Annotated in this window: 15 protein-coding genes; 3 read left to right on the top strand and 12 right to left on the bottom strand. The window is 63.1% G+C overall.

Annotation, left to right across the window (positions count from 1 at the left end):
- The first annotated feature begins 210 nt into the window (after positions 1-210).
- Complete coding sequence (xth, locus tag RO009_15875; GenBank protein ID MDT3686511.1) at positions 211-1,002, top strand: exodeoxyribonuclease III; 792 nt, start codon at positions 211-213, stop codon at positions 1,000-1,002.
- A gap of 195 nt (positions 1,003-1,197) precedes the next feature.
- Here xth and RO009_15870 read toward each other — a convergent pair whose 3' ends face one another.
- The 5 genes from RO009_15870 to RO009_15850 form a co-directional block, all read right to left on the bottom strand.
- A complete protein-coding gene (locus tag RO009_15870) occupies positions 1,198-2,007 on the bottom strand; it encodes a tetratricopeptide repeat protein (protein ID MDT3686510.1) in 810 nt (269 codons plus the stop codon).
- Entirely contained in the window at positions 1,994-3,718 is a 1,725-nt protein-coding gene (gene ilvD, locus RO009_15865) for a dihydroxy-acid dehydratase (protein MDT3686509.1), read from the bottom strand. The genes RO009_15870 and ilvD overlap by 14 nt, the downstream gene beginning before the upstream one ends.
- Before the next feature lie 192 nt (positions 3,719-3,910).
- Entirely contained in the window at positions 3,911-4,297 is a 387-nt protein-coding gene (locus tag RO009_15860) for an LCCL domain-containing protein (GenBank protein MDT3686508.1), read from the bottom strand.
- Entirely contained in the window at positions 4,294-5,544 is a 1,251-nt protein-coding gene (locus tag RO009_15855; GenBank protein ID MDT3686507.1) for a VWA-like domain-containing protein, read from the bottom strand. Before RO009_15855 ends, RO009_15860 begins: the two co-directional genes overlap by 4 nt.
- Before the next feature lie 8 nt (positions 5,545-5,552).
- Positions 5,553-6,587 (bottom strand): AAA family ATPase, encoded by a 1,035-nt coding sequence (locus tag RO009_15850; protein ID MDT3686506.1) that lies wholly within the window; start codon positions 6,585-6,587, stop codon positions 5,553-5,555.
- Positions 6,588-6,720: 133 nt separating this feature from the next.
- Here RO009_15850 and RO009_15845 point away from each other — a divergent pair, with 133 nt between their 5' ends.
- On the top strand, positions 6,721-7,296 hold the full coding sequence (locus RO009_15845; protein ID MDT3686505.1) for a DNA-3-methyladenine glycosylase: 576 nt from the start codon (positions 6,721-6,723) through the stop codon (positions 7,294-7,296).
- Between the two features lie 179 nt (positions 7,297-7,475).
- On the opposite strand, the gene RO009_15840 is transcribed toward RO009_15845, so the two are convergent.
- From RO009_15840 to RO009_15825, 4 genes are read right to left on the bottom strand one after another with little or no spacing between them, the layout of a single operon-like run.
- Positions 7,476-9,107 carry a peptide chain release factor 3 gene (locus tag RO009_15840; protein MDT3686504.1) on the bottom strand — a complete coding sequence of 544 codons (1,632 nt, stop codon included), beginning with the start codon at positions 9,105-9,107 and terminating at the stop codon, positions 7,476-7,478.
- Positions 9,108-9,147: 40 nt separating this feature from the next.
- Positions 9,148-9,873 (bottom strand): NAD(P)-dependent oxidoreductase, encoded by a 726-nt coding sequence (locus tag RO009_15835; GenBank protein ID MDT3686503.1) that lies wholly within the window; start codon positions 9,871-9,873, stop codon positions 9,148-9,150.
- Entirely contained in the window at positions 9,870-11,462 is a 1,593-nt protein-coding gene (locus RO009_15830) for an amidase (protein MDT3686502.1), read from the bottom strand. Before RO009_15830 ends, RO009_15835 begins: the two co-directional genes overlap by 4 nt.
- Before the next feature lie 2 nt (positions 11,463-11,464).
- A complete protein-coding gene (locus tag RO009_15825) occupies positions 11,465-14,173 on the bottom strand; it encodes a valine--tRNA ligase (protein MDT3686501.1) in 2,709 nt (902 codons plus the stop codon).
- A gap of 240 nt (positions 14,174-14,413) precedes the next feature.
- Here RO009_15825 and RO009_15820 point away from each other — a divergent pair, with 240 nt between their 5' ends.
- Positions 14,414-15,598 (top strand): MFS transporter, encoded by a 1,185-nt coding sequence (locus RO009_15820; protein ID MDT3686500.1) that lies wholly within the window; start codon positions 14,414-14,416, stop codon positions 15,596-15,598.
- On the opposite strand, the gene RO009_15815 is transcribed toward RO009_15820, so the two are convergent.
- From RO009_15815 to RO009_15805, 3 genes are all read right to left on the bottom strand, one after another.
- Positions 15,595-16,548 (bottom strand): SGNH/GDSL hydrolase family protein, encoded by a 954-nt coding sequence (locus RO009_15815; GenBank protein MDT3686499.1) that lies wholly within the window; start codon positions 16,546-16,548, stop codon positions 15,595-15,597. The two genes, RO009_15820 and RO009_15815, sit on opposite strands and share 4 nt — an antisense overlap.
- 130 nt (positions 16,549-16,678) lie before the next feature.
- Positions 16,679-17,314 (bottom strand): DUF2497 domain-containing protein, encoded by a 636-nt coding sequence (locus RO009_15810; GenBank protein MDT3686498.1) that lies wholly within the window; start codon positions 17,312-17,314, stop codon positions 16,679-16,681.
- Positions 17,315-17,493: 179 nt separating this feature from the next.
- The gene (locus RO009_15805) at positions 17,494-18,894 is read right to left on the bottom strand and encodes a TolC family outer membrane protein (GenBank protein MDT3686497.1); all 1,401 of its coding nucleotides are present in this window, start codon (positions 18,892-18,894) and stop codon (positions 17,494-17,496) included.
- Positions 18,895-19,022 lie beyond the last annotated feature (128 nt).

Here is a 19,022-nt window from a genome sequence, read left to right as displayed (position 1 = left end):
ACCGGCATCGGCCGCCGGGGCCGTCTTTCCTGTTATCCCCTGCACAGCTTTTTCGCGCTGCGGCATGCGAGACCTACCACATTTCCTTATAAAACTGCATTAAAAGTCAGACAGGTGTAGAACACCGCCTCACCATGCAAATGCCCCGCCACCCCGAATAGGTCGGGTTTGCGGCATTTTTCGCCCCTCCTGCCCTGTTGGACCGACGCAATGCGGATTGCCACCTGGAACGTCAATTCGATCAAGCAACGCATCGATAACCTTGTTGCGTGGCTGAAGGAGCGGCAGCCTGACATTGTCTGCCTGCAGGAGACCAAAACCACCGACGACAACTTCCCGCGGGAACCGCTGGAATCGCTCGGCTACAACTTGGCCATCCACGGCCAGAAGACCTTCAACGGGGTCGCCATCCTGTCGAAATTCCCGTTCGACGAGGTCACCCCGCGCCTGGCGGGTGAAGACGGCGACGACCATGCCCGCTTCATTGAAGCCGTCATCTCCACCGCCCGCGGAGCGTTGCGCGTCGCTTCCATCTACCTGCCCAACGGCAACCCCGTTCTGAGCGAAAAATATACTTACAAAATAAGGTGGATGGACCGGCTTGCCGATTATGCGGGTGAACGGCTTAAACTGGAAGAAGACCTGATCCTCGCCGGCGACTACAACGTGATCCCGGCGCCCGAGGATGTTTATGACCCCAAGGGCTGGATCGAGGATGCGCTGTTTCGGCCGCAGACCCGCGAGAAATTCCGCGCGCTGACCAATCTCGGCCTCACCGAGGCCGTGCGCGCCTCAAGCGACGAGCCCGGCCTATATACATTCTGGGACTATCAGGCCGGCTGCTGGCAAAAGAACCACGGCCTGCGCATCGATCACATCCTGCTTTCACCGCGCGCGGCCGACAAGTTGCAGCGCACCGGCATCGACAAGCACGTGCGCGCCTGGGAAAAACCGTCGGACCATGTGCCGGTCTATGTTGATCTGGGAATTGAGCCGGCCTGAACGTCGCCTACCGCCGTCCGCGCTCAGCTTTTTGGAAGATGCGTCTGGACAAAGCGCGCCGTCGCCGCGCGCACGGCGTCGAGATGAGTGAACCGAGAGAATTGCCGGCGGCGGAGCTGCACGTCTCGCGTGTCATGAAGAAAAACGTGGGCGAGCCGCCCTCAAAATCAAAGCAAAACGAAAGCGATCTGAAATTTAGTCCCGCTGGCCCTTGAGATAGCGCTCAAGATACAGCACCGCGAGTTGGCGCTCGTCGTCGGTCGCCTGCTTGGAGGCGGCCTCGTGCATATCGACAATCCATTTGTCGGCGGGGCCCGCAGCATTGTCGCGCGCCAGCGTCAAATACATCAAGCCGCGCGCCGCCTGACGCGGGATCTTGTCGCCCTTGAACAACATATGACCAAGCAAGGCCTGGGCGCTGTACTGCCCCTTGTTGGAGGCGAGCATCAACCAGCGGATCGCCTGCCGTGCATCCTTCGGCCCGCCGGTGCCGTCGAGATAGAGTCGCGCCAGATTGTATTGCGCGTCTGCGTCGCGGAAATAGGACGCGGCATAGGCGTACATCTCGCGCGCACGGTCCGGATCGGCCTTCACCGAAGTGTTCGGGATACCTTCAAGATAATAGTGCCCCAGTTGCACGAAGGCGTTGGCGACGAAGCGTGCCTGCGGCAGATCGGGGCTGTCTTCCGCATGCGTGTCGGCGATGCGGCTGAAATACTGGAAGGCGCGCAGATCATTCTGCGGCACACCATCGCCGGCGGCGTACATGCGGCCGAGCTTCCATTGCGCGAGCGCATGGCCCTTCTCGGCAGCATATTGCAGCGAGGAAATCGCCTTCGCATTTTCGCCGGCCTTGAGCGATTGCGCGCCCGAGACGAAGGCATCCCGCGGCGTGATCGGCGGCTTCGCCGTTGGCGGCGTCGCCGTGCCGTCAAAGCCGAAGGCCGGGACTATCGAGAGCCCGAACGTCAGCAATCCGATACGCGAAACCTCATTGATCCGCATAACACGTCTTCTCGGCCTTCGCGCCGGGGTGGGTCACCGCGCCATCGACCGCCGGTCCGACCTGCTGCGCGTATTTCCAGAGATAGCCCGAGCCGTACTCCGTTTCGCGCGCCTTCCAGTCAGCCTTGCGCTTGTTGAGTTCGTCGTCGGACAATTTCACATTCAGAATACCGTTCTCGGCATCGAGCTCGATGATGTCGCCGTCGCGCAGCAAGCCGATCGGACCTCCCACCGCGGCCTCCGGGCCGACATGCCCGACACAGAAACCGCGCGTCGCGCCGGAGAAACGGCCGTCGGTGATGAGCGCGACCTTGTCGCCCATACCCTGACCGTACAAAGCCGCCGTGGTCGACAGCATTTCGCGCATGCCAGGGCCGCCGCGCGGTCCCTCATAGCGAATGACCAGAACTTCGCCTTCCTTGTACTGCTTCTTCTTCACCGCCTCGAAGCAGGATTCTTCGCCATCGAAGCAGCGCGCCGGACCAGTGAATTTCAAATTCTGCATGCCGGCGACTTTGACGATCGCACCATCCGGCGCGAGATTTCCTTTCAGGCCGACCACACCGCCGGTCGGCGTCAAGGGTTGCGTTGCCGGACGCACGACGTCCTGATCGGCATTCCATTTCACGCTCTTGAGATTTTCCGCGATGGTGCGGCCTGTCACGGTGATGCAATCACCATGAAGGTATCCGGCATCAAGCAAGGTTTTCATCAAAAGTGGCACGCCGCCTACTTCAAACAAATCCTTGGCGACATAACGGCCACCCGGTTTCAAATCCGCGATATATGGTGTCTTTTTGAAGATTTCGGCGACGTCGAAGAGCGTAAAATCAATGCCGCATTCGTTAGCAATTGCAGGCAGATGCAAGGCAGCATTTGTGGAGCCACCTGAAGCCGCCACAACTGCGGCAGCGTTCTCGAGTGCTTTTCGGGTCACGATATCGCGAGGACGGATGCCGGCGAGAAGCAGGTCCATGATCTGCTCGCCCGCGGTCATGCAGAAGGCGTCGCGGATTTCGTAAGGCGCCGGCGCGCCCGCCGAATACGGCAGTGCGAGGCCGATCGCCTCGGAGACCGTCGCCATGGTGTTGGCGGTAAATTGCGCGCCGCAGGCGCCGGCCGACGGGCACGCCACCTGCTCCAGCGTATTCAGGTCTTCGTCGGACATGGCGCCAACCGAGTGCTTCCCGACCGCCTCGAACACATCCTGGATGGTCACGGGCCTGCCCTTGAAGGTGCCAGGCAGGATCGAGCCGCCATAGATGAAGATCGAGGGCACGTTCAGACGCACCATCGACATCATCATGCCGGGCAGCGACTTGTCGCAGCCGGCAAGACCGATCAGCGCGTCGTAGCCGTGGCCGCGCATGGTCAGCTCGACCGAGTCCGCGATCACCTCGCGCGACGGCAGCGACGCGCGCATGCCGGCATGGCCCATGGCGATGCCGTCGGTGACAGTGATGGTGCAGAATTCGCGCGGAGTGCCGCCGGCGGCGGCCACGCCCTTTTTCACCGCCTGCGCCTGACGCATCAGGGCGATGTTGCAGGGGGCGGCCTCGTTCCAGCAGGTCGCCACGCCCACGAAGGGCTGATGAATCTGGGCCGAAGTCAGGCCCATTGCATAATAATAGGACCGGTGCGGGGCCCGCTCCGGTCCCTCGGTGACATGCCGGCTCGGCAATTTCGCTTTCAGATTGGCTTTCGCGTCCATGATACCCAGAAGGGCCCCCCGGCCCTGACCATACGCGGGCAACAACCATTGTGCCCATTGGTTGCGTCTGATCTCAGTGAGGGGTATGGCCAAATCGCGGCGCCGTCTGCGACTTCAGTCGTTGTGACTTAAATGTTCTGAATATGTGGCGATGAAGTCACAGGTATCTTTTCACCAGATTGAAACGAAGCTCTAGATCGGGCCCAGGCGGAAGGCGGCGCCATAGCGCCCGAAGTCATGGCTGGTGACCCCATTGCGGGTCGAGCCCTGATAGTCGGACAAAGGCGGCACGACCGTCACCTTTACAATGGCCGTCTGCCCTGGCTTCACCAGGCCGGCATGCACGGCAGCGGCCGCCAGGGATGAATCGCCCGTATAGGTGTCGGTGCCCCAGAGCGGACCCTCGCTCTCACCCCGCACCTTGAAATAGAAGGTCGCCCCGACCGGATTGCAAAGATCGATCATCGTCGCCGGGGCGTCGGCGGCGAGGAAGCCCTGATCGAGCAGCTTGCGCAGATAGGTTTTCGACAAGTCGCCCCGGCGATCAAAATAGGCGACGAGCTCCTGCACGACCTTCATGGCCGGCCTCCCTGCATGGTCAGTACCTGCCCGTAGAGCGGGCGGAATCGAGAATTGCCGCTGGCCGGCAAGACCCAGAGCGTGTTGTAGGGCATCTCCTGGGGCGGGTAGCCGATGTCGCCGTCGGTGATGACCAGGCAGGCGGTGACATTCGGATCGTCGGCCAGCATCAGCATGGCGGGCGTGAGGTCACTGCCGCCATAGCCCCGCACCTGATAGTCGGCGAGCTCGCCGGGCGAGAGCATCTCGTCCGAGGTGACCGTGGTGTCGCATTGCACGAGGCGGATGTCGTCAACCGCCAGCGCGTCGCAGAAATCAGCGACGGCGCCGAGCACGCGCGGGATCTCGTCGCTCATCGAGCCGGACGTATCGAGCACGACGTTGAGCATCCAGGATTCACGCTTGCGGCCTGGCAGAACAACGTCGGACCGGGTTGCGCCGCGCCGGGATGGACGCAGGAAGGTGCGCTCGCCCGGCGCGACCGATTCCATCCACTTTTGCAACGCCATCTCCCACGGCGTGCGGTACAGCCCGCGCAGGGCGGTGACGACTTGCTGCTGTCCCCCGCTTGCGTCAGCGCCCCGGCCCTTCATGGCATTCATGGCCTTGGCCAGCGCCAGGCTCTTCGCCGCCAGTTCGTTGAGCATCTTTTCGCGCGCGTCCTGCTCCGCCGCCTCTTCCGGAAACAGCTCGCGTTCGGTCTTGTCGTCGAGCACGTCGCCCGCGTCCTGTTGCGCCTGGCCGGTAGCGGACGTCAGCACCCTCCGCAGCGTCACCGGCTGGCCATCGAAGACACGCGATTGCGAGGGCATGCGGTCGGCATTGCGGCGCATCTCCAGCACGATCTGCTCGGCGGACTTTTCCCGTGCGCCGGGCATGTCGAGGCCACCGGCCGGGATCGCAGTGAAGCCGAGCTCCACGCGCAGGATGTCGTTGATGATGTAATCGTGCGCAAAGTTGAACTCGAGATGATGGCTGCCGCGGGCGCGGTCATGCGTGCGCAAAGCCAGATGCAGCAATTCATGTGCGAGCACGAAAATCAGTTCATTGTTCTTGAGCTTTGCTACGAAGGCGGGATTGACCACCAGCCGCCCGGAAGCGAACACGCCCATGGTCGGCACGCGGCTGTCGATGTTGACGCGAACGGCGGCCGCCAGGCCCGCGAGATGGGGGAGCGGCGCGGTGAGCAGGCGAAGGCCTTTCGCCAGGCGCGCCAGCGTCTCGGCGTCGGACGGGATAGACGGCACCACCGCGCTCACAGCGCCGTCACCTTCTTCAACAAGTCGAACATGGCCCGGTCAGCGCCGAGCGCGCCCCACTGCGCGACAAGGTCGGTCAGCACGTTAAGTTGTTGCTCGGGCGACAGACTGCGCAGAAAGCGGTTCACGCTGCGCGGCTTCAGATGCGCGAGCTTACCGTCGCGGACATGCTGGCGGATGCAATTGAGCACGAACCAGCGCGCGGCGTCGGTCTGCGGGAGCAAGTGCGGCCGCGCGATGTAATCTTCAATCGGATGCAACGCGCCGATCTGTTCCTCGGCAAGCGCGCAGAACACGGCGGCGTCTTCTGCCGAAATCCGTCCGAAGGCGAGCGCCCTGCGCGTCTCGCGTGTAAGAATGCCGGAATTTTCCGCCATGTCGAGCGCACGCGAGAGGAGCGCCCAGGCGCGCGGCGTGGAGAACGGCACCGGCTCGTTCGGCACCGGCCGCATCAAGGCATCGGGCATGTGCGAAATGAAATGACGGATGTCGGCGCGGATGCCGTTTCTCGCCGCCCAAGCTTGCCATTCATCGGCATCGACGCGCAGATGCAGGATCGTCACGCGGTTGACCAACGCGGAACTCATGGATCGCACCAGCGCGCGATCCTGCATGCGGTTGCCGGCGGCGACCACCCAAGTCCCCGCAGGCAGAGCGTGCTCGCCGAGCCGCCGCTCCAGGAGCAGCGAGTAGAAAGCCTTCTGCACGTCCGGCGCGCAGGCCGGTAATTCGTCGAGGAACAGGCAGAACGGCTCCGGCTTCTCCGGCAACAACAGGCGCGGCGGGCAAAACACGGAGCGCTCGCCGATAATGCGCGGAATGCCGCTCACATCCTCCGGCGCGATCTGGGTGCCAAGCAGCGACCGGCACGGCAGCCCCGCCTCGGAGGCGGCCTGGTAAACCATCTCCGATTTGCCAACGCCCGGCGGCGACAGGAACAGAAAGCTCTGCTCATGCGCCATGCACTGAATAAGCTTGCGCGCCTGATTCAGCGTGACGGTTTCTTCGGAACTGGGGCGGGAGGGATCCATTCAGCGGTCTCCGGGCCAAGTAACAAGGCCCGACTCACCGCCGGGATCGAAAGAATGTGGGAATGCTAGTCCGGCTTTCCAGAGGCGTAAATAATTTTTTGCGGCCTGCCGGATGGCACGGCATAAGGGCCTGATGCCCTCCCTGCCGCCTCGCCTGCGTAAATCCTTCTTCGACCGATCCGTGCATCACGTCGCACCCGAGTTGATCGGGGCGACGCTACTGGTTGATGGCGTCGGCGGCCTGATCGTCGAGGTGGAGGCTTATCATCACACCGATCCGGCCGCTCACAGTTACAACGGCAAGACCGAGCGCAACGCGGTGATGTTCGGCCCGCCCGGCCATCTCTACGTGTACCGCTCCTACGGCATCCACTGGTGCATGAACTTCGTGTGCGAGGAAGCGGGTTCGGCCAGTGCCGTGCTGATCCGTGCGCTGCAGCCGACGCAGGGTCTTGCGGCGATGAAGCGGCGGCGCGGCACAACAGAGGAGCGGCAACTCTGCTCCGGCCCCGGCAAGGTGTGCGAGGCGCTGGGCGTCACCCGCAAGCATAACGGCCTGCCGCTCGACAAGCCGCCGTTCGAATTGCGCGCACGAGCGGATGATTTCGACGTCGCCATCGGCGTGCGGATCGGCATCACCAAGGCAGCCGAGCTGCCCTGGCGTTACGGCGTGAAAGGCTCGCCGTTTCTCAGCAAGCCCTTTCGCTGACACAGGCTCAGATCGGGAGCTCCTGCCTTTGTTCGGTGCGCATCGCTGTCGGTCCCGGCTGTCCGTGCGGAAACATCACGACCTTGACGCAGCCGTCCTTCTTGTCGCGGAATCTCGTAAAGGCTGGGCCCGTCGCCCAGGTCCCCGGTGCGGTGGGTGATGATGAAGTCCCCGGTGGCTCACGCCTTTGCCGCCGCGCTTTTTACATCCTTGACATCAGTGAAAACGATTCCCGGTGCGCGTTCGCGCGTGTAATCCAGATAGAACTGGTTTTTCGCCATGAAGACCGGATCGCCATCGAGATCGTCGGCGATGCCCGAGCCATTATTTTTGACGAAGGTTTCCAGGGCTTTCGGATCGTCGGAAGCGATCCAGCGGGCAAGCTGAAACTCACTGATGTCCCAGCTCACCTCGAGGCCGTATTCGTCCTTCAGCCGCACACGCAGCACGTCGAGCTGCAGCGGACCTACGACGCCGACCATGGCGGGCGAACCGTCATGCGGGCGGAACACCTGCACCACGCCCTCCTCCGCCAGCTGCTGCAACGCCTCTTTCAGCTTCTTCGCCTTCATGGCGTCCGGCAGCCGCACACGGCGCAAGATCTCCGGCGCGAAGCTCGGCACGCCGACAAAATTCAAATCCTCACCCTCGGTGAGCGTGTCTCCGATGCGCAACGTGCCATGGTTGGGAATCCCGACCACATCGCCGGCATAGGCCTCTTCGGCCAGCGCGCGATCCTTGGCGAAGAAGAATTGCGGTGCGTTCAGCGCCATCGGCTTGCCGGTCCGCGTCTGTTTCACCTTCATGCCGCGCGTCAGTTTGCCCGAGCATAGCCGCGCGAAGGCGATGCGGTCGCGATGGTTCGGATCCATGTTGGCCTGGATCTTGAACACGAAGGCGGTCATGTTCTTCTCGTCGGCCTTCACTTCACGCTTGTCGGCCTTCTGCGCGCGCGGCGGCGGTGCGATGCGGCCGATGGCATCGAGCAGATCGCCGACGCCGAAATTTTTCAGCGCGCTGCCGAAGAAGACCGGTGAGAGGTGCCCTTCGAGGAAGGCGGTGAGATCGAGCCGCTTGCAGGCATCGCGCACCAATTCCAGCTCGCCTTCGATCGCCACTCCATCGAGATTGGGATTGAGTGCGGCGACCTCCGCCACGCTCATTGCGCGCAGTGTTCCGGCCTTGCCGGCATCACCCTCGACAAGGCGCACGCCCCCGCTCTCGATGTCGATCGTGCCGGTGAAATCGCGCCCGCGCCCCACCGGCCAGTTCACCGGTGCGGTATCAAGCGCCAGCGTCTTTTCGATTTCGTCGAGCAGATCGAAGGGATCGCGGCTTTCGCGGTCCATCTTGTTGATGAACGTCAGGATCGGGATATCGCGCAACCGGCAGACCTCGAACAGCTTGCGAGTGCGCGCCTCGATGCCCTTGGCGGCGTCGATCACCATCACCGCCGCGTCAACCGCGGTCAGCGTGCGATAGGTGTCCTCCGAAAAGTCCTCGTGGCCCGGGGTATCGAGCAGGTTGAAGACGTGGTCTTCATACTCGAAGGTCATCACCGAGGTGACCACCGAAATGCCGCGCTCCTTCTCGATCGACATCCAGTCGGATTGGGTGGTGCGGCGGTTCTGCTTGGCCTTGACCTGCCCAGCGAGCTGAATGGCGCCACCGAACAAAAGCAGCTTTTCGGTTAGCGTCGTCTTGCCCGCGTCCGGATGCGAGATGATGGCGAAGGTACGGCGGCGGCCGATCTCGGCCGCGAGCGGCGACCGGGCCTCGGCGCCTTCGGAGGCGCGGACAGAAATGTTCATGACGGCGCCCTTTTACAGTCCCAGGGCGCGGTTGCAAGGTCTAGGATGCGATCCGGAACGAGGCATCGAAACCCAGTTCACGCCGGGCCTTCTCGGCGGAAATCTCGCCGTCCTCCTCCACAACGTTGTAAATGCCGGGTTTTCCACGCGTCAGCGCCAGCAAAGCGGCCTGTGCGGCGGCATCGACATGCAGGGGCGCCGGTCCCTTTGGCGTTTCGGTCCAGGTGCCGGGGCCATAGAACCGTCCGTAGCGCAGCACGAGACCGTCAATGCCGGGCGTCTTCGTCACTGCATCTTCCAGCGCGACGACGCCCTCCATCGTTTCCTTGTCGATCCCCTGCCCGTTCAGATCAAGCGCATCGCCCTCGCGATAGGGCTTCATGCCCGGCGCATAAATCCAGGCGATGCTCTGCGCGACCACGCGCTTCACCTTCAGGACCTCGCAGGCATTGATCAGGTTGCGCGTGCCAACCCGGCGCAGCCGCGCATTGGCCTCCCGCATGGCCGGCCACGCCGCAGGATCGATCACGTCCGGCAGATCGGTGAGTTGATGAATGACGACGTCAGGTTGTGCGGCCGCCGTCGCCGCCAGCAATCCCTTGGCATCAAAGACATCGACGATCGCCGGCCTTGCGCCGAGCGTCTCCAAGGCGGTCGCATTCACCGTCGATCGCGTCGTGCCCGTGACGTCATGGCCGGCCTGGCGCAACAGCACCACCAGGCGACGACCGACTACGCCAGTTGCACCTGCCAGAAAGATGTTCATTCCGATTTCCCGTTGTGAATTGTCTCTTCAGTCAGCGCGCGGAAGCGCGCGGGCTCCAGATCGCCCAAGCTCTGCTTATGCCGAGATTTGAACGCCCTCTCGCCAAGTGTAAGACGCAACTTGTTCTGCGCCGCGACGTCAAGTGTTGACAGGTCGGGGCGACCCTGCGCGCGCCGCGCCGGCGGCAGCGGCCCGCGGGCAACCTCGAAATCCGCCATCATGGCGAGCAAAGCCTCGTCGCTGCCCGGCCGCCCCAGCAATTCGAGACCGATCGGCATTCCGCGTGCGTCGAGACCGATCGGAAATGCGGCAGACGGCAGGCCAGAACTGCCCGCAATGAAACAGGTGATGCCCTTCGACATATCCTCGCGTGCGCCGCCACGCGCATCGGTGGGATAGAGAATGGCGTCGAGCTTCATGCGATTCATCAGCGACACCAGGCGATCCCGGTTGGCCGAGATGCGTCGCACCGCCACGCGTTCCCGCCGCAGCGATGATGCGCCGGCATCCAGGCACTGCTTTGCAGTCCACTCGGGGCGAATGAGTCCGGAGGTGCAGACGTCACCCCAAGATCGCCGCGGGCCGGAATAACTTGCAAAGATGGCATCGACCTTGGGCGCAAAGCCCTTCAGGAACTCGATGCCGAGCCGGTCGTCGAAACCCACGATGGAGACATTCTCCACGATCTGCGCGCCATGCCCCTTCATCCGCGCAATCGCTTCGGCCACCTGCGCGCGGATGTCGGTGTCCGCGACCGACCAGGGATCCTTGCCGTTGTATCGGCGCAGGACGCCGACGCGCTTACCGCGCAAGGCACCGCCGGCACTCGCGGCGTCCTTGCGCCAGTCATCAGTCAGTGTCGCAAGCCCGAGGGCAAGCGTTGGAACATCCTTGGCAATGGCGCCTGTCACGCCGTTGACGAAGCCAATCGGAAATACACCGTCGGTCGAAAAGCGTGCCGGCGTCGGGCGCAGCGCAACCGCGCCGTTGTAAACGGCCGGAATACGCAGCGAACCGCAATTGTCGCTGCCGAGCGCCAGTGGCACGAAGCCCGCGCCGACCGCGACGCCCGAACCGCTCGAGGAGCCCCCCGGACTCATGCGGGCGTTGTAGGCGTTGCCGACACGGCCGCCCGCCCCCGAGAGACCACGAATGCCCATGGCGAATTCGTCCATGTTGGTTTTGCCGACGACGATGGCGCCGGCCTTCCGCAAGCGCGCCACCAATTCCGCGTCCCGCGGCGGCTGATTGCCAACGAGCGCGAGCGAACCCACGGTCGTTGGCATGTCGGCAGTGTCAAAATTGTCCTTCACCGCGACCGGTGCGCAGTGCAGCGGCCCGCGCGGTTCGCCGCGCGCGCCCTTGCGATCCAGGTCCTCGGCCTGGGCGATCGCGGAGGCGTTCAGCGTCAGGAATGCGTTGAGCGGCGGGCCTTGCGAGGTATCGAGATCCTGCGCGGCAATGTCGTCCAGCACCGCGCGGATTTTCGCCGCGCAGGAGTCGTCCGGACGCTGCTGCGCGGACACCGGCGCGGCAAAACTGCACGCGAGAACAAGAGCGCCGAACAGCCGGACGCCCAAAGCGCGCATCGCTACGCCGCACCCTTGAGGCGTTCGAGCGCCTCAAGGATCTTGGCCTTGCGGCCCTCGGCCTCCTGCCGCTTCTCGCGTTCTTCCTCGACCACCTCTTCAGCCGCGTTGGCGACGAATTTCTCGTTCGAGAGTTTTGCATCCGCGCGCTTGATGTCGGCCTCGGCCTTGGCCAGTTCCTTGTCCAGCCGCGCCTTCTCGGCGGTCAAATCGATCACGCCTTTGAGCGGCAATGCCGCCACCTCCCCACGGACCAGAAGCTGCACGGCGCCCTGCGGCATCGCATCAACGAAGGAAATGCCGGATACGCGCGCCAGGCGCTTAATGAAGTCGGTCCAGCGCTCGGCGCGCGCTTTAGTCTCCGCCGACGCGCTGACGAGTTGCAGCGGGATCATCGTCGCGGGCGCAATATTCATTTCTGCGCGCAGCGAGCGGATAAGCGTGATCAGGTCGACCACCCACCCGATCTCCGCTTCGGCGGCGGGATCGGCCAATCCCCTGTGTTCAGGCCATGCAGTGAGCGCGAGCAATTGCGCGCGCGGCGCCGACGCTGTCACCGCCCATAGCTCTTCGGTGATGAACGGCATGAACGGGTGCAGCAGTTTGACAATTTCGTCGCGCGCCCAGGCGACCATGGCGCGGGTCTCGTCCTTGGCTGCGCCATCCGGACCGGTGAGAACCGGCTTCACCAGTTCGAGATACCAGTCGCAATAGATGTTCCAGACGAAGCGATAGGCCGCGCCCGCCGCTTCATTGTATTTGTAGGCTTCGATGGCCGCCGTGATCTCGCGTGCGGCTTTCGCGGTTTCATGCGCGATCCAGCGGTTGAGGGTCTCTTTCGCTGATGCCGGGTCGAAGCCCGGAACAGTTGTCGCACCGTTCATCTCGCCGAAGCGGGTGGCATTCCAGAGTTTGGTTGCGAAGTTGCGGTAACCCTCGACACGCTGGTTGGACAGCTTGATGTCGCGGCCCTGCGCCGCCATCGCAGCCAGCGTGAACCGCAAGGCGTCCGCGCCGTACTGGTCGATCAATTCGAGGGGATCCATCACGTTCCCCTTCGACTTCGACATCTTGGCGCCGGAGGCGTCGCGCACCAGCGCATGGATATAGACTGTGTGGAACGGCACTTCCTTCATGAAGTGCAGTCCCATCATCATCATGCGGGCCACCCAGAAGAAGATGATGTCGAAGCCGGTGACCAGCACATTGGTCGGGTAATAGCGCTTGAGTTCTTTCGTCTCGTCCGGCCAGCCGAGCGTCGAGAACGGCCACAGCGCGGAGGAGAACCAGGTGTCGAGCACATCCTCGTCGCGGGTCAGCGGCGTATCCTTGCCGTAGTGCTTGGCGGCTTCGGTCTTTGCTTCCTGTTCAGTTTCGGCAACGAAATACTTGCCGTCCGGGCCATACCACGCCGGAATCTGGTGCCCCCACCAGAGCTGACGCGAGATGCACCAGGGCTGGATATTCTCCATCCAGTCAAAATAGGTCTTTTCCCAGTTCTTCGGAACGAAGACAGTCTGGTCCTGGCGCACGGCATCCATTGCCGGCTTCGCCAGCGTCGCCGCGTCAACATACCATTGGTCGGTGAGATAGGGCTCGATCACCACATTCGAGCGGTCGCCGTGCGGCACCATGTGGGTGTTGGGTTCGATCTTGTCGAGCAACCCCTTGGCTTCCATGCGCTCGACGGTCTTCTTGCGCGCCACAAAGCGGTCGAGCCCGTGCATTGCCAGCGTCTCTTCGAGGTCTGCCGATGCCGGCAATCCCTCGAGAAACGCCTCATTGCCTTGAAGCGCAAGTTTGCCTTCGACCGTCAATATATTGACTTGCCGCAGATTGTGCCGTTTGCCGACGTCGAAGTCATTGAAGTCATGCGCGGGCGTGATCTTCACCGCGCCGGTGCCTTTTTCCGGATCGGAATAGTCATCGGCGATGATCGGAATCCTGCGCCCGACCAGCGGCAGAATGGCGTTCTTGCCGACCAGATGCTTATAGCGTTCATCTTCCGGATGCACAGCGACGGCGGTGTCACCCAGCATCGTTTCCGGCCGGGTTGTCGCGACCGTGATGTGGGTGCCGGGCATTCCCTCGACCGCATATTTGAAATGCCAGAGATGGCCCTTCACCTCGACCTGCATCACTTCGAGGTCGGAAATGGCGGTGAGCAGTTTCGGGTCCCAGTTCACCAGCCGCTTGTCTTTGTAGATGAGGCCGGCGCGATAAAGTTCGACAAAGACTTTCAGAACCGCCTTTGACAGCCCCTCGTCCATCGTGAAGCGTTCGCGCGACCAGTCGCAGGAGGCGCCGAGCCGCCTGAGCTGGTTAATGATGGTGCCGCCGGATTCGGCTTTCCATTCCCAGACGCGCTGGAGAAATTTTTCGCGCCCCATCTCGCGACGGCTTGGCTGCTGGCGCTCCATGAGCTGACGCTCGACCACCATCTGGGTGGCGATGCCGGCATGGTCGGTGCCGACCTGCCAGAGCACGTCCTTGCCGCGCATGCGCTCGAAGCGGCAGAGAACATCCTGCAGCGTATTGTTGAGCGCATGGCCCATATGCAATGAGCCGGTAACATTGGGCGGTGGGATGACGATACAGTATGGTGTCGCCTCCGCGCGGTCGGGACGGCCGGCGCGGAAGGCACCCGCCTCTTCCCACGCTTGCGAGATGCGCGTTTCCACCTCGGTGGGCTGATAAGTCTTGTCAATCATTTGCCGTTATCTGAAATCTGGAACAGCGCCGTACAAAGCCCGACCCCTTTCCTCTGTCAACGCCGGAAGGCGCATGAACTCCCCCAGCACGGGGGAGATTGCTCGCCGAGGCTCGCTAAGCAAGCGAAGGCGGGGCATGTGGGGGTCACCTCGAGAGCCGACATGTTGGCAAACAACCCTCTGCGCCCCCGTCGCTTGGCTTTGGCGTGCGACCCTTCCCCGCCCGTTTCAGGGGATTAAATGCAGAATAAAACCCCGACGCGTGCCATCGCCTTTCTGGCGCTGGCCGCCTTTGCCAGCCAGGCCATGGTGCGGGCCGCCGACCCGCTCCTGCCGCAAATCGCGGCCGACGTCGGAACCACGGTCGGAACCGCCTCGATTATCATCTCCGCCTATGCAGTCTCGCATGGCGCGACTCAATTGTTCCTCGGGCCGTTCGGCGACCGCTTTCCGAAATATGGAATGGTCACGCTGCTCTGTGCCCTGTGCGCGGTGGCGGTGGCGGCTTGCGGCTTTGCCCAGTCGCTCACCATGCTCGGTATTGCCCGGCTCGCCTGCGGCGTCACCGCGGGCACGATCATCCCTCTGGGCATGGCGTTCATCGGGGACACGGTACCCTGGGAACGGCGGCAGACCGTGCTCGGGCGATTTCTCACCGGGCAGATTTTCGGTCTGGTCAGCGGCCAGATCATCGGCGGCGTGATCGGCGATCATTTCGGGTGGCGCGCGGTCTTTTTTGTCATCGCCGCGCTGTTCGTCGTCGTGGCACTGGCGATGGCGATCGAATTGCTGCGCAATCCGCTCACCCGCAGCGCGGGCCGCAGCCAAGGCGGAAAATTCGGGCTGATGGCCGGCTACCTTGACGTGCTGTCGCGGCGCTGGGCGCGCGTTGTGATCTTCGCGGTGCTGGCGGAAGCCGCCATCATGTTCGCGGCCTTCGCCTATATCGGCGCGGATCTTCACGCGCGCCAGGAAATGAGCTTCAGCGCGGTCGGTCTGGTGCTGGCAGTCTTCGGCGCCGGCGGCATGATTTATGTGCTGAATGTGCAGACGCTGGTCAATCGACTCGGACAAAGCGGGCTTGTGATCTGGGGAAGCGTGATGTTGTGCGGCTCATACCTCGCGCTCGCTTTCATCCCGGTCTGGTGGGCCGCCGTCGCCGCCATCATCGTGATCGGCCTTGGCTTCCACATGGTTCACAACACTTTGCAGGTCAACGCCACACAGATGGCGCCGGATTCGCGTGCCACCGCCTTGGCGATGTTTTCATCTGCGCTCTATCTCGGGCAGAGCATCGGCGTCGCCTTCGCGGCGCCGGTCGTCGACCATTACGGAACCGTGCCGGTCTTTGTCATCACGGCCCTGCTCTGGCCGCTGCTGGCGTTCTGGTTTGTCGGAGAATTGCGCCGAAGAGTGGCGAGCTAGTCGTTCCGCAAACCGGCCTTTCTTCTGCCGATGGCCTGCATCGCGTGATCAGCGATCAGCTTCTGGGCGGCATGGCTCAGATGCGAGCCGTCCCAGAAGACATGACGCTCGGGGTCGCGGCAGGGTTGTCCGTGCTTGACGATCGAGCCGGAATAGCAGGGCTGGACCGCCTCCGTAAAGCCGAAGCGGGTCGGCGCTGCGGAAATAGCCCGCGTCACAGCGGCACTATCGAACAGAAAGATTGGTACATTGAGTTGGTTGCGCAAGGCTTTGATCACCTTGATCAGCCGTGCATTGTGATCCACCGCATTGGCCTTGTTCCATACCTGCGCATTGGCGACCCGACCGTCCGGAAAGACGAGATCCTCGTTGATATTGACCACCATGAATTGCGCAGCCCCTGCTGCCGCAAGCCGGCGCACTGTCTCTTCGATATTGGCGATGGCGCGCCCGACCGCCTGCGGATCGATCCGGTCCACGGCGTCATAGTCGTTGTCGCCCGCCCAGACGACAAACAAAGTGTCGGTCGCCGGCTTCTTGCCGGACGCGAGGTAAGCATCAACCTGCGACAGCAGGCCGGTCTTCTGCATTGCCTCCCCGAGCTTGGTGCCGGGCGCAATGTCCGACACGCGGTTGCCGCGTCCGGTATAGGCCCCGCCGACGGCATGATTGGCATAGCGGCCGGGAGCGATGCCGAGGCGGTCGCGCAGCAGCTCGGACCAGACCGGCCCGTCGCCGAAACGGCCCTGCCAATAGGGTGGACTTGCGGGAAAAACCTTGCCGCTGATGCGCCATGCATTGCCGTCGTCGCTGTTGCTGTCACCGAAGAATTCCAACCCGCCGATCGCCTGGGCGACCGCCGCTTGCGGTGCGAGCGTGGCGGCGATCACGGCAATCAGCAGGCCGAACATCCATGCCAGGGGGCGTTGACGCACAATGCGGGCAGCCATTTGTTTTCCTCCGAATCAAATGGACTGCGGCGACGATATCGTCGCTCACCCGGGCGCAACTGTTCAAAAGTCAAGAAAGAGGATCGCAGCGCCAGGAGCATCGGCGTCTGCCGGGGCGGCAAGGCTGCGCCTAACGGCCGCGCGAGACGCGTTCGATCTCGGCACGCACCAGACGCTCGACCAGGCCGGGAAGATTGTCGTCCAGCCAGCCTTTCAGCATCGGCCGCAGCATCTCCTTCACCAGGTCCTCGATCGTGCGTGCGTTCTGCACCAGCACGGTCTGGGCCAGCGTGCTAAACGCGGAATCGACTGCCGCCGCCGTGCTGCTGGACAGAAGCGACTCGTTCATGCTCGCGGCGAGTTGCTGCCGCGCCGCTTCCAGATGATCCGGCTCGGATTCATCCCGCGCAGCAGCCGCATCCGCTTCGGTGAAGACAACATCCGGCTGGGCGTCGATGGTGCGGAAACTCGGCGCGTTGGTCGGCGCCCGCATTTCTTCGGTGAGATCGAGGATGTCGGCCTCGGCCACCGCCGGCGCGGGCTCCGGTTCCGGCTCGAACACTGGCGTCGGTTGAAGCACGGGCTCGGGTTCAGGCGGTGGCGGCGTCGGAGCGACAGCCGCAGGATGTGGCGCTTCGGCGACCGGCGGCGGCGCGGAAGCGGCGCTTGCCGCATGTCTGTTGACATCGTCATCGGCGATGATGCGCCTAATGGAGGCAAGAATTTCCTCCATTGATGGTTCTTGTGCCTTCGCCGCCTGGCTCATTGCCGCATTCCCGTCCCGCTTTTGCACCGGCCTCACGCTGATTCGCGGGGAAACGCGAATCATTCGCCACAATCGCCATTGTGGCGTGCGAACGGAAGTATCGCATGGCTCAGATCGAACACAAAACCGGACATGTGGATACTTTCCTCATGTCGCGGTGCGGAACAATGGGACGGATGTTATTTTCCGTCAGGCGTCCGCACCCCGGTCCAAGCGTCGCGAACCTGCTGATAGTGCACCATCGGATCGTAGAGCGGCACCTGCAGGCCGAGAACCGGGATCGACAACCGCCCGACCGCCGACAACAAGGTGTAGGATGCCACGACGCGGTCGCGCTGCGCGGTGACGAGGGCCACGCGCGCGTTCACGAGTTCCTGTTGCGCGTTCAAAACGTCGAGCGTGGTGCGCTGACCGACGCGCGCTTCTTCGCGCACGCCGTTGAGCGCGATTTCGGCGGCGGCGACTTGCGCCTTGGTCGCCTCGATCTGTGCCTTGGCCGCATCGAGCTGCGCCCAGGACTGGACGACATTGGCTCGCGCCTGATCCCGGTTCTGCGCCAGTTCCAGCCGTTTCTGGCTGACTGTTTCCTTGGCCTGACGGATCAGCGAGAATTCAGAACCGCCCTGATAGATCGGCACGGTGACCTGACCGATCACCGCGCCTGCAAATTGCCGCGAGCTGTTGACCGAAGAATCGTAATTTTGCTGCGCGCTCGCCTGCACGGTGACAACGGGATAGAGCGCGCCTTCGTTGACCTTCACCTGCAGCGCGGCGACGTCGACGCCGTATTCCGCCGCGGTGACCGACGGATTTTCCGCCTGCCCCTGCGAGATCGCGAGGGCGAGCGTGCGTGGCGACAACCGGTCGACCGGGGTTCCCGCGCTCAGGCGGCCCGGATCGACGCCGATGATGCGGCGATAGGCGGCTTTGGAGGTCGCGAGATTGGATTGCGCAGCCAGCATCTGCGATTGCGCCGCGGCGACGCGCGATTCAGCCTGCGCCACGTCGGTGCGCGTCACTTCGCCGACATTGAAGCGGTCGCGGGTCTGGCGCAGTTGTTCCTGAATCACCTCGACGTTGCGCCGTTGCAGATCGAGCGTGGCGCTGTCGCGCAAAACGTTCATGAAAGCCGTCGCGGCATCGAGAAGGACGGTCTGCTCAATGACCCGCAAGGTTTCGCGCGCTGCGGAAGACTGGCTTTCGGCCTGCCGGGTCCGGTTACCTGTTTGGAACCCGTTAAACAATGTCTGGCTCAGCGTGGCGCCGACGCTGCGCGGATCATTCCAGCCTTGCTGGTTGACGACGACATTCTGGCCGCCGGCGGTCGTGGTTGTTGTCTTGCTGTCAATATACTGCGCGCCATAAGTCGCCGTCGCGCTGATCCTCGGGCGGTAACCAGACAATGCCTGCGGAATATTTTCGTCAGTCGCGCGGACCAGGGCCCGCTGCGCATTGATCTGCGGATTGTTCTGGTAGGCCTGAACGAGGGCTGTCTCGATTGTATCGGCGCTAGCCGGCAGTGCAGCGACGGACAAAGCCGCCGCCGCCAAAATCCACCCGCCCCCTCTCACCACCCTCATTCCCAGCGCTCCGCCCAAGCCCCATCGTGTTGTGAGTCTTGCAAGACTCGCAACACGGAAGCCCCTCATTACCCTATAGCCGGACGCGGGCGGTTTGAAAGCCCTGACGACCCCCCGGGAAAAAAACT

This window comes from Pseudorhodoplanes sp., assembly GCA_032027085.1.
In the GTDB taxonomy this organism is placed as follows: Bacteria; Pseudomonadota; Alphaproteobacteria; order Rhizobiales; family Xanthobacteraceae; genus Pseudorhodoplanes.
Note: the sequence above shows the minus strand (reverse complement) of the source record. Positions and strands in the feature narration are given on the sequence as shown.

Excerpts from the sequence above, each read along its gene's own strand:
- xth (MDT3686511.1), top strand. The coding sequence starts at position 211 with ATGCGGATTGCCACCTGGAACGTCAATTCGATCAAGCAACGCATCGAT.
- RO009_15870 (MDT3686510.1), bottom strand. The coding sequence starts at position 2,007 with ATGCGGATCAATGAGGTTTCGCGTATCGGATTGCTGACGTTCGGGCTC.
- ilvD (MDT3686509.1), bottom strand. The coding sequence starts at position 3,718 with ATGGACGCGAAAGCCAATCTGAAAGCGAAATTGCCGAGCCGGCATGTC.
- RO009_15860 (MDT3686508.1), bottom strand. The coding sequence starts at position 4,297 with ATGAAGGTCGTGCAGGAGCTCGTCGCCTATTTTGATCGCCGGGGCGAC.
- RO009_15850 (MDT3686506.1), bottom strand. The coding sequence starts at position 6,587 with ATGGATCCCTCCCGCCCCAGTTCCGAAGAAACCGTCACGCTGAATCAG.
- RO009_15845 (MDT3686505.1), top strand. The coding sequence starts at position 6,721 with ATGCCCTCCCTGCCGCCTCGCCTGCGTAAATCCTTCTTCGACCGATCC.
- RO009_15840 (MDT3686504.1), bottom strand. The coding sequence starts at position 9,107 with ATGAACATTTCTGTCCGCGCCTCCGAAGGCGCCGAGGCCCGGTCGCCG.
- RO009_15835 (MDT3686503.1), bottom strand. The coding sequence starts at position 9,873 with ATGAACATCTTTCTGGCAGGTGCAACTGGCGTAGTCGGTCGTCGCCTG.
- RO009_15830 (MDT3686502.1), bottom strand. The coding sequence starts at position 11,462 with ATGCGCGCTTTGGGCGTCCGGCTGTTCGGCGCTCTTGTTCTCGCGTGC.
- RO009_15825 (MDT3686501.1), bottom strand. The coding sequence starts at position 14,173 with ATGATTGACAAGACTTATCAGCCCACCGAGGTGGAAACGCGCATCTCG.
- RO009_15820 (MDT3686500.1), top strand. The coding sequence starts at position 14,414 with ATGCAGAATAAAACCCCGACGCGTGCCATCGCCTTTCTGGCGCTGGCC.
- RO009_15815 (MDT3686499.1), bottom strand. The coding sequence starts at position 16,548 with ATGGCTGCCCGCATTGTGCGTCAACGCCCCCTGGCATGGATGTTCGGC.
- RO009_15810 (MDT3686498.1), bottom strand. The coding sequence starts at position 17,314 with ATGAGCCAGGCGGCGAAGGCACAAGAACCATCAATGGAGGAAATTCTT.
- RO009_15805 (MDT3686497.1), bottom strand. The coding sequence starts at position 18,894 with ATGAGGGTGGTGAGAGGGGGCGGGTGGATTTTGGCGGCGGCGGCTTTG.